General features: G+C 67.6%; 9 protein-coding genes. 4 read left to right on the forward strand and 5 right to left on the reverse strand.

Annotated features, from left to right (window positions below):
- Window positions 1-19: 19 nt before the first annotated feature.
- Entirely contained in the window at window positions 20-838 is an 819-nt protein-coding gene (locus tag BST11_RS04695) for a maleylpyruvate isomerase mycothiol-dependent enzyme family protein (protein ID WP_083136815.1), read from the reverse strand.
- Window positions 839-899: 61 nt separating this feature from the next.
- On the opposite strand from BST11_RS04695, the gene BST11_RS04700 reads away from it, so the two are divergent.
- From BST11_RS04700 to BST11_RS04710, 3 genes are all read left to right on the forward strand, one after another.
- Window positions 900-1,523, forward strand: coding sequence for a PadR family transcriptional regulator (locus BST11_RS04700; protein WP_083136816.1), 624 nt, complete (start codon window positions 900-902; stop codon window positions 1,521-1,523).
- 73 nt (window positions 1,524-1,596) lie between these two features.
- The gene (locus tag BST11_RS04705; protein ID WP_083136817.1) at window positions 1,597-1,824 is read left to right on the forward strand and encodes a hypothetical protein; all 228 of its coding nucleotides are present in this window, start codon (window positions 1,597-1,599) and stop codon (window positions 1,822-1,824) included.
- Between the two features lie 12 nt (window positions 1,825-1,836).
- Window positions 1,837-2,580, forward strand: coding sequence for an SDR family NAD(P)-dependent oxidoreductase (locus tag BST11_RS04710; RefSeq protein ID WP_083136818.1), 744 nt, complete (start codon window positions 1,837-1,839; stop codon window positions 2,578-2,580).
- Here the strand turns inward: BST11_RS04710 and BST11_RS04715 are convergent.
- From BST11_RS04715 to BST11_RS04725, 3 genes are all read right to left on the reverse strand, one after another.
- Complete coding sequence (locus BST11_RS04715) at window positions 2,577-5,357, reverse strand: MMPL/RND family transporter (protein ID WP_211284638.1); 2,781 nt, start codon at window positions 5,355-5,357, stop codon at window positions 2,577-2,579. The two genes, BST11_RS04710 and BST11_RS04715, sit on opposite strands and share 4 nt — an antisense overlap.
- A gap of 35 nt (window positions 5,358-5,392) precedes the next feature.
- Complete coding sequence (locus BST11_RS04720; RefSeq protein ID WP_082958200.1) at window positions 5,393-5,791, reverse strand: MmpS family transport accessory protein; 399 nt, start codon at window positions 5,789-5,791, stop codon at window positions 5,393-5,395.
- A gap of 165 nt (window positions 5,792-5,956) precedes the next feature.
- Entirely contained in the window at window positions 5,957-6,382 is a 426-nt protein-coding gene (locus tag BST11_RS04725) for a hypothetical protein (protein WP_169834875.1), read from the reverse strand.
- Window positions 6,383-6,554: 172 nt separating this feature from the next.
- Between BST11_RS04725 and BST11_RS04730 the strand changes: the two genes are divergently transcribed.
- Window positions 6,555-8,003, forward strand: a complete 1,449-nt coding sequence (locus BST11_RS04730) for an FAD-binding oxidoreductase (RefSeq protein WP_083136821.1) — start codon at window positions 6,555-6,557, stop codon at window positions 8,001-8,003.
- Here the strand turns inward: BST11_RS04730 and BST11_RS04735 are convergent.
- Window positions 8,000-9,637 (reverse strand): (2,3-dihydroxybenzoyl)adenylate synthase, encoded by a 1,638-nt coding sequence (locus BST11_RS04735; protein ID WP_083136822.1) that lies wholly within the window; start codon window positions 9,635-9,637, stop codon window positions 8,000-8,002. The genes BST11_RS04730 and BST11_RS04735 overlap by 4 nt on opposite strands.
- Window positions 9,638-9,648: the final 11 nt, after the last annotated feature.

Raw genomic sequence — 9,648 nt, forward strand, 5'->3', positions numbered from 1 at the left:
ACGTGACGACGGCATCGGGTTACACGCGCTCGAAGCATGATTGCAGCTTCATCGCCTTCCACGGACGCCGTCCCCCGACGACGCGGAGACCCCGCAGCGCGGCGGTGACGGGCCCGATGCGATGGAGCAGCAACCTGACCATCGTCGATGCGGGTACCTTCAAAACGGCGTCTGGCCGGTCGCTTGGGCCGAGCGGCCGCGATTCGACGACGGCGTCATGCACATGGAACACCCATGGCCGGGCGTCGGGGACCCGTAGGGCCACACAGATGTCGGTGCTGGGTGACACCGTTGGGCTGAGGTATGCGGGTGCCAACTCCAGCCCCTCGCGCAGCAGGAGCAGCATGTCGCGCTCCCGAATCTCCCAGGGCATGCCGATCGATCGGGCGATGTCTTCGCCGTGCAGGAGCAGGTCGAAAAGCCAATTCACCTGCCCAACCACCCCGGAAACCATTGCACCGCAGTGAAACTCGATGGAATAGTCGTCGGACAGACCGTCAAAGAACGCGTCCATCACCGGTTCGAGCGCCACGAGTTCGTCGAGCAGTTCGGGGATTGGTGCCATCGCGGCCACCATCTCTTCGTGGTTGATCTGGTCGAGTTCGCGGGGGTGGCGGGCGCGGCGGAAGTCCCGCCCCTCGATGACGGCCTGGTAGCGGCGCGCGACGCAGACCACGTGCGCGATGACCTGATGAACGTTCCAATCCAGCCCTCGCCGCCGGGCGTGCGGGTTGGCGGAACGGGCCAACCGGTAGAAGCGTTGGCGCGCCTCGTCGATGCGTTCCCGCAGTTCGTCCCTGCCGGTGTCGACGAGGGCGACGAATCCGGTGTCGTTCATACCGCGCCTCCATACTCCACTGTGGAGCTTAAATTACTCCATAATGGAGTATTGTCAAGGGATGCCTTCGAAACCCACCACGACGTCGTTCGCCCTGCTGGGCCTGCTGGGCATCAAACCGTGGACGGCCTACGAGATCGTGGCGCAGATCAAGCGCGGCATGCACTTCTTCTGGCCGCGATCGGATGCCCACCTGTACGCGGAGCTGAAACGCCTGGTCGAGCGCGGCCATGCCACCGCCGAGGTCGTCGACGGTCGCAGAAAGCAAGCCACCCGCTACACCATCACGCCGGAAGGCCGTGCAGCGCTTGAGGAATGGTTCGGCAGCGAGCCGGCGGCGCCGCTGCTGGAAGTCGAAGGGTTCCTGCGGCTGTTTCTGGGTGACCAGGCCACCAAGGAGGATCTCCGCGCGTCCCTGGCGGCGACGGCGCGTCAGGCTCGCGACTTGTACGCGAAGGGCACCGCGGTGGTCCAGGAGTTGCTCGACACGGGTGGCCCCTTTCCGCAGCGGCTCCACCTCATCGAGCGGCAGTCGGTGTTCATCGGCGAGTTCTACCGCAGTCTCATCGAATGGTGCGAACAGTCGATAGCCGAGATCGAGGAGTGGCCCGAGACCCGCGACGTCGGCCTCACGCCGAAAGGACGGGCGCAGTGGGAGCGGCTACTCGCCGAGCCCGAGCCCTAGCACTGCCGCGTGTTTGCCGAGGTGTGTCCCGTCCGTGACCCGGCCGCGACGGCGGCCAAGAACGCTCATCACCATGACGGTGCTCGCGGGAATCGCCGCCCTCACGGTGGCGGCGTGTGTCGGCTACTACGTCGGCCGGCGCACGGGCTCGGCGCCGACAACCTGGAGGAAGCGAACGAGCCGGATTGCGCTGGGAAAGCTGGCGATCGATCTGCTCGTGGCGCTGACGGCGCGCCGCATCCGGCGGCGCGTCAGACTCGTTGCGCCACTTGAGCTGCTGCGCGCCTCGGTCGGCCGCTAGGAGGGAACTGGCATGACGGCACTAGAGGGCAAGGTCGCGCTGGTGACCGGTGCCTCCTCGGGCCTGGGCGCCGAGACGGCCCGGCTGTTTTCCCGCCAGGGCGCAACGGTTTTCGGTATCGGCCGCGACACCGCGCGGCTGGCCCAAACATTCGCCGCCGACGTCGAACGCGGTTCGTACGCATCGGTGGACATCGCGTCGGCGCGGTCCTGCAGCGACGCCATCGAGCGGTGTGTCCGCGAATTCGGCGGGCTCGACGTCCTGGTCAACATCGCCGGGCGACACCAGATGCGCCGGACGGAGTCGATGACCGACGACGACTGGGCCGAAGACCTCGCGGTCAACCTGAACGGGCCGTTCTACCTGTGCCGCGCCGCGCTGCCCCACCTGCTGGAGCGCGGCGGCAACATCGTCAACGTCGCCTCCATCGCCGGCGTCGAGGGCCAGGCCTACTCGGCCGGCTACTGCGCGGCCAAGCATGGGCTGATCGGGCTCACTCGCGCGCTGGCTGTCGAGTACACCGGGGATCGCTTGCGCGTCAACGCCGTATGCCCGGGCGGCATGCTCACCCCGCAAATCGAACGGTTCAGCGCGCCGGAGAACCCGAACTACGACCTGATCCTGCGCACCGCCTCGCCGCGCGGCATGATGCGGCCCGTCGACGTCGCCCACGTGATCGCGTTTCTGGCCGGCGACGCGGCGGCCGCCGTCCACGGTGCGGTCTACCGCGTCGACAACGGCAAGGGCGCCGGCTAGGTCGGCGCCGGGCGCAGCGGGCGCGAGCGCACCAGGGTGGGCCACCAGAACCACGGCCCGAGGATGCGCAGGATGCACGGCACCACGAACGACCGCACGATCAGCGTGTCGAGCAGCAACCCGATGCACACCGTCGAACCCACCTGACCGATGGCCCTGAGATCGCTTGTCAGCATTGCCAACATGGTGAACGCGAACACCAGGCCCGCGGACGTCACCACACCACCGGTGCTCCCGAGCGCACGGATGAGGCCCGTGTTCAGCCCGGCGTGCAGCTCCTCCTTGACGCGGACGATCAACAGCAGGTTGTAGTCCGAGCCCACCGCCACCAGGATGATGAACGTCAGCGGCAACACCAACCAGTGCAGGGGCAGGCCGATGAGGTGTTGCCAGACGAGTATGGACAGCCCGAACGCGCCGGCATACGAGAAGGCGACCGTACCGGGAATCACCAAGGCGGCCATCAGACTTCGCGTGAGGAACAACATGATCAAAAAGATCAGCACGAACGCGGCGATCGCCACGATCAACAGATCCGACGCCGCGTATTCTTTGATGTCCTTGTCGTTGGATCCCGAGCCGCCGATATAGATTCGCGCGCCGGCCAGCGAGGTCTCTTTCAAGATCGACGTGAGCGCCCCGGGGAACCTTTCGACGTGTTCCACGCCCTCGGGGCCCATGGCGTCGCCCTCGTGGGTGACGATGAACCGGGCGGCCTTGCCGTCCGGCGACATCAGTAGCTGCATGCCGGTCTTGACGTCGTCGTTGTCGAAACCCTCACGGGGGATGTAGAAGAAGTCGTCGCTGCGGGACCGGTCGAAGTCGAGGCCCACATTGATCATGTCGTCGAACGTCTGGTCGGTCTGGGTGGACTGCAGTGACGACTGGCCGTAGCTGCTGACCAACAGCGCGGCCAACGCCTCGGAGTCGTCGGCGGTGAGCTTCAGCTGCGTGATGACCTGCGGCAGGATTCGGTCCACGGCCTCTAGGGACGTTTTGGCGTCGACGATGTCAGCGGCCAGGTGGTCGATGTTGTCGAGCCCGTCGAACAGCGATCTGAACGCCCAGCAGATGGGAATGTTGAAACAGTGCCTCTCCCAGTAGAAGTAGCTCTTGACCGGGCGGAAGAAATCCTCGACGTTGGAGATTTCCTGATTCATCTCGGCGGTGATGCGTTGCAGATCCTCGACGGTGAGAACGGTCTTGTGCAGCTCGTCCGACATGTTCTGGAAATACACGATCTCTTGGCGCAATACCTCCACAGAGTGCTGCGTGATCTGCGCCTGCTGGTCGGTATTGGCGTTTTGCTGCTTGTTGAACGGAAGCTGCTGACCGTTGCCGCTGCCCTGCGTGGTGAACAAGTAGGGCAACGTCGCATGTTCCAGGGGCCGGCCCAGGGGCCGGGTGATGCTTTGCACCATCGCGACCCCGGGAAGGCGAATGAGGCTCTTGGCCGCCCGGTCCAACGAGATGAAGTCTGCCGAGTTCCGCATGTCGTGATCGGTCTCGATCATCAGCATCTCGGAGAACAGTTTGCTCTTCGGGAAGTGGCGATCCGCCGCCGCAAAGCCCTGATTGGCGGGGGCATCGGCCGGCTGGTACGAGCGGTCGTCGTAGTTCTGCCGGTACGTCGGCACGAAGATCGCACCGATCATGACGACGGCGGCGCTGGCCGCGAGGATCGGCACCGGCCAGCGCACCACGCTCGCCCCGATCCGCCGGTACAGCTGCGCCTTGGCCTTTTGCTTCGGGTCAAAGAGCCCGAAAAGGCTGCCGACGGTCAAGACGGCCGGCCCGAGCGTCAGCGCCGCCGCGATGTTGAAGAGCATGGCGATGCCAACCGCCGGCCCCATGGTGTGGAAGTAGTTGAGCCGCGCGAACGTCAGGCAGGCACACGCCGCCGCGATCGTCAGCCCGGAGCCGATGATGATGGGCGTGACGCCCTTGTACGCGGTGTAAAACGCGTCTTCCCTGCTCTCGCCGGACTGTCGGGCCTCGTGATAGCGACCCATCAGGAAGATGCCGTAATCCGTTCCGGCGCCCAGGGTCAGCGCGACCACGATGTTCACGGCGAACGACGAGAGTTCGATGTACCCGTAGTGCCCGAGGGTTGCGATGACGCCCTTCGCGACCAGCATTTCGATCAGGACACTGAGCAGCGGCACCAGCACGGTGGGGACCGAGCGGTACACCAGCAGCAACATCACGACGATGAGACAGACCGTCACGATCGTGATGTTGTTCAGGCTCGAATTGGCGATGGCCACGGTATCCGAGGCGAGCGGGGCCGCGCCGCTGACGTAGACCTTGAGCCCCGGCGGCGGCGCGACGTTCGCGACGATGTGCCGAACGGCGTTGACGGACTCGTTCGCTTGCATCTGACCGATATCGCCCGCGAGCCGCAACAGCACGTAGGCCGCCTTGCCGTCGACGCTTTGCGCTCCCGCCGCGGTGATCGGCTTGCCCCACAGGTCCATGACGTACTGCACATGCTCGGGGTCCCGCTTCAGCCGGCGCACCAAATCGTCGTAGTAGCGGTGGTCCGCTTCGCCCAACGGCCGATTGGCCTCCAACACGAGCATGGTCAGGTTGGTCGAGTCGGACTCGTGGAACTTCTCACCGATGCGCAGCAACGCCCGCTGCGACGGCGCGTAGTGCGGGACCATCGACCCGGCGAGTTCTTCGGCAACCCGCTCCACCTGCGGGATGAAGGTGTTCGTCGACACCGCGAGCAGGGCCCAAAAAAAGATGATGGGTATGGCGAGGACGCGAACCATTCGGGGGACGAACGGTCGTTTCGTTCGGGGCGCGGTCATGCGGATTTCACTAGGCAAAAGACGTGCGCATCCTGATGGGTATCGGACTGTTCAGCGCGGACAACGCCATTCACCAGCATCCGGCAGCCGAGCTGACCGCCGTGGACCTGCGCCGAGATACTGCCGGAGACGACGGTGAGCGTGGTCGTCTCCGTGTGCGACCACGGCAGGGTCGTGATATCGACCTTGTGCGGATGACCGTCGATATCCACGTAAACCAGCATCCCGCCTTCCCCTACGGAACCGAAGACCTCGTACGTCATGTTTTTGGGCGTGAACTGCTCGGGCGCGGCCGGCCCGTTGACCGTGATGACGGGCGGGGGAGCGGAGAACTGGTGCACCTTCCACATGCCCACGGCACCGACACTCAGCGCAACGACGGCAACCAACGGCATCCAGACGCGCGCCAAGACAGTCCTGCCGACCGACCGGGGGCTCACTCGATCACCTTTCGCACGACGCCCGTCGCATATCAACTAGGTTGACATATGGTCGCGAAAAGACTATCACCCGTCGATGTTGTCGACAAAGCGGGCCCGCCACGCCAAATACCTGCCGCTTCAAGACATTTTCTGCAGCCGGCCCCTGAGCCGTGCGCTGCGCAGAATCTGAGCGGCCTGGATGGTGGCGGCAAACATGGGAAAGGCCCCGAGGAACGTCCGTTCGGAGGGCGTCGCCCCGTGCAGGTGGTAGAGGCTGCCGAACACATAAAAGCAGCCGATCATGAATAGCGCGCCGGGGATGCCGAACGCCATCGGGAAACTACGGATAGCGACGATCTGCTTGGCATATTCCGCCTCGTCGGGCGACATGGGTTCGCGTTTGCGCACTTTATGCACCACGGCCTTGGCGCTGCCGATTTCCTCGCCGATCGGGGCGGTCGTCCGGTCGCCCAGCCGCTTCACATACACGGTCGCGACGGCCGCGAACACCAACGACAGCCCCAGCGCCAGGACGGTCAGAAATCCCCATAGACCCGATTCCAGTGTTCCGCTCATGAAGAATCCTCACGGTCGGTCATCGAAGACTGCCGCAAACGCTACTCCAATCGGGCCGGTAACGGTTCGGGCACGTTTCGGTCGCCGCGCGACACGTCATGCGGCGCCGCGGTTCCCGTGATCGACAATGCGGGCATGACGCAATCGCGGGAGCCCGGCGTTGGCGCGTGAGATCTCGCGGCAGGCGTTTCTGCGGGGCGCCGCCGGGGCGCTGGCGGCCGGGGCGGTGTTCGGATCGGGCCGGGTCGGCGCGGTCCGCGCCACCGCCGCCCCGAACGCCGCGGGCTGGGACGGTCTTTCCACCGCCCTGGGCGGCAAGGTGCTACTGCCGGACAGCCCCCAATTCGCCGGGGCCAAGCAGGTTTTCAACACCAACTGCAACGGCCTCACGCCCGCGGCGGTGGTGACGCCGACCTCGGCGGCCGACGTGCAAAAGGCCATGGCCTTCGCCGCCGCCCACAACCTCAAGGTCGCTCCGCGCAGCGGTGGGCACTCCTACATCGGGGCGTCCACGGCGAACGGAACCATGGTGCTCGACCTGCGTCAGCTGCCCGGGGATGCCCACTACGACGCCTCCACCGGGCAGATCACGGTGACGCCGGCGACGACCCTGTACACGATGCACCGCACGCTGGCCGCGGTGGGCCGGGGCGTCCCGACGGGCACCTGCCCGTCGGTCGGCGCCGCGGGCCACGCGCTGGGCGGCGGGATGGGCGCCCAGTCCCGGCACGCGGGCCTGCTCTGCGACCAGTTGACGTCGGCGTCGGTGGTGCTGCCCAACGGCCAGGCGGTCACCGCGTCCCCGGCCAGCAACCCCGACCTGTTCTGGGCGCTGCGCGGCGGCGGTGGCGGAAACTTCGGCGTCACCACCGCGCTGACCTTCGCGACGTTCCCCACGACGGACGTCGACGCGGTGAACCTCAACTTCCCGCCGCAGTCGTTCGCGCAGGTCCTCGTCGGCTGGCAGAACTGGCTGCGCACCGCCGACCAGAACAGCTGGGCCCTGGCCGACGCCACCGTCGACGCGATGGGCACCCACTGCCGGATCCTGGCGACCTGCCCGGCCGGATCGGGCGCCGGCGTGTCGGCGGCCATCGTCAAGGCGGTGGGTTTGCAGCCGACCGGCACCGAGAGCCACACGTTCAACTACCTGGATCTGGTGAACTATCTGGCCGTCGGGAACCTCAACCCGTCGCCCCTCGGCTATGTCGGCGGGTCCGACGTGTTCACGACGATCACCCCCGCGGCCGCCCAGGGGATCGCGTCGGCGGTCGAGGCGTTTCCCCGCGGCGCGGGCCGCATGCTGGCGATCATGCACGCCCTCGACGGGGCCCTGGCCACCGTGGCACCCGGGGCGACCGCCTACCCGTGGCGGCGGCAGTCCGCGCTGGTGCAGTGGTACGTCGAAACCGGCGACCCGGCCGCGGCGACGAGCTGGCTGCAGACGGCTCACCAAGCCGTGCGGGGCTATTCGGTGGGCGGCTACGTGAATTATCTCGAGGCCAACCAGCCCGCGTCCCGGTACTTCGGCCCGAACCTGGCACGGCTGAGCGCCGTGCGGCAGAGGTACGACCCCGGCCGGGTCATGTTCTCGGGGCTGAACTTCTAGCCGCCGACCTGGCGGGCGATCGCCTTCTTGTCGATCTTGCCGATCGGCGTGGTGGGCAGCGCCGCCAGCGCGACCAGCACGTCGGGCCGGGCGTGGGCCGCCACCCCGCGCCGGTCGAGGTGGGCGTTCAGCTCCGCCAGTGTCAACGAGGGTCCCGCGAAAACTATAGCGGCACAGATCTTTTCGCCCAGATAGGGGTCGGGTAGCGGCACCGCCGCGGCGGATCGGACCGCGGGGTGGCTGAGCAGGTGCTCCTCGAGGTCGGGCGCGGCGATGGTTTCGCCGCCGCGGCAGATGATGTCCTTGACCCGCCCGGTGACCACCAGGTTGCCGTCGGGCCTGCGGCGCACCAGGTCACCGCTGCGGTAGAAGCCCTCGGGGTCGAAGCTGCGCTCGTTGTCGCGTTCGGCCCGGAAGTAGCCGTTGAGCGTGTACGGCCCGCGCACCAGCAGCTCCCCCTCCTCGCCGGCCGGCACCGGCTCGCCCGCGCCGTCGACGATGCGCAGTTCGTCGTCGGCGCACAGCGGTCGCCCCTGGGTGTGCTCGACGATGTCGGGGGGATCGCCCGGGCGGGTGAAGCACAGCAGGCCCTCCGCCATCCCGAACACCTGCTGCAGGTTGGGCGTCAGCGCGGCGCGCACCAGGCGCGCGTCGGCCGGCTCCAGCCGGGCACCCCCAACCTGCAGCAGCCGCAACGACTTTGGCGTCACCGGCTCCCACTCGCAGGCCTGCGCCCACAGCTTGGCCAGCGCCGGAACCAGGGCGGTGACCGTGACACCGTGCCGTTCGATCGCGGCGAAGGCGGCCTCCGGGCTGGCGTCGGCGCCGAACACCGTCGTGGCGCCCGCGGTCATCGCGCCCAGCAGGCCCGGACACGCCAGCGGAAAGTTGTGGCCGGCGGGCAGCACCGCGAGGTACACGTCGTCGGCGCCCAGCCCGCAGACCTCGGCGCTGGCGGTCGCGTTGAACACGTAGTCGTCGTGGGTGCGCGGGATCAGCTTGGGCGTGCCGGTGGTGCCGCCGGACACCAAAAGCAGGGCCGGGCTCGCGGGATCGGCCGGCGGCGCCGAGGCCGTCACCGCCGGGTCGGGGTCTTCGCCGCACAGGCGCGTCCACGGGATGAAGCCCCCGGGGTCGCCGTCGACGACGACGTGCTGGAGCGCGGGGTGATCGCCGACAAGGCCGCGGGCCATCGCGCGGTAGTCGAAACCGCCTGCGGCGTCGGGTATCAAGAGCACGGTCGCCGCACTCAGCGCGGCGAAATGCCCCAATTCGGCGGCCCGGTGGCCGGGCAGGCACATCACCGGGATCGCCCCCGCCCGCAACAGCCCGAACAGCGCCACCGCGAACCGGCAACCGTTGGGCAGTTGCAGCAACGCGCGGTCGCCCGGGGCGATGCCCAGGCGCCGCAGCCCGGCCGCGGCGCGGTCGGCCCGCTCGTCGAGTTGGGCGTAGCTCAATCCGGCGTCCGCCGCCGCGTCGATGACGGCGAGCTTTTCGGGCCAACGCCGGGCCGCGTCGGACAGGATGGTGTCCAGGGCTCGCCCGGTCCAATAGCCCGCCGCCCGGTAGGACGCGGCCCGGTCGGCCGGGAACGGCACGAACCCGGGCGGCTGGGCGGTGTGCGGGGCCATCGGTCTCCAAA

This window comes from Mycobacterium alsense, assembly GCF_002086635.1.
Lineage (GTDB): Bacteria > Actinomycetota > Actinomycetes > Mycobacteriales > Mycobacteriaceae > Mycobacterium > Mycobacterium alsense.

What these genes read in the sequence shown, in the direction of transcription:
- BST11_RS04710 (WP_083136818.1), top strand. Translation starts at nt 1,837, where the DNA reads ATGACGGCACTAGAGGGCAAGGTCGCGCTGGTGACCGGTGCCTCCTCG.
- BST11_RS04705 (WP_083136817.1), top strand. Translation starts at nt 1,597, where the DNA reads ATGACGGTGCTCGCGGGAATCGCCGCCCTCACGGTGGCGGCGTGTGTC.
- BST11_RS04720 (WP_082958200.1), bottom strand. Translation starts at nt 5,791, where the DNA reads ATGCCGTTGGTTGCCGTCGTTGCGCTGAGTGTCGGTGCCGTGGGCATG.
- BST11_RS04700 (WP_083136816.1), top strand. Translation starts at nt 900, where the DNA reads ATGCCTTCGAAACCCACCACGACGTCGTTCGCCCTGCTGGGCCTGCTG.
- BST11_RS04695 (WP_083136815.1), bottom strand. Translation starts at nt 838, where the DNA reads ATGAACGACACCGGATTCGTCGCCCTCGTCGACACCGGCAGGGACGAA.
- BST11_RS04715 (WP_211284638.1), bottom strand. Translation starts at nt 5,357, where the DNA reads ATGGTTCGCGTCCTCGCCATACCCATCATCTTTTTTTGGGCCCTGCTC.
- BST11_RS04735 (WP_083136822.1), bottom strand. Translation starts at nt 9,637, where the DNA reads ATGGCCCCGCACACCGCCCAGCCGCCCGGGTTCGTGCCGTTCCCGGCC.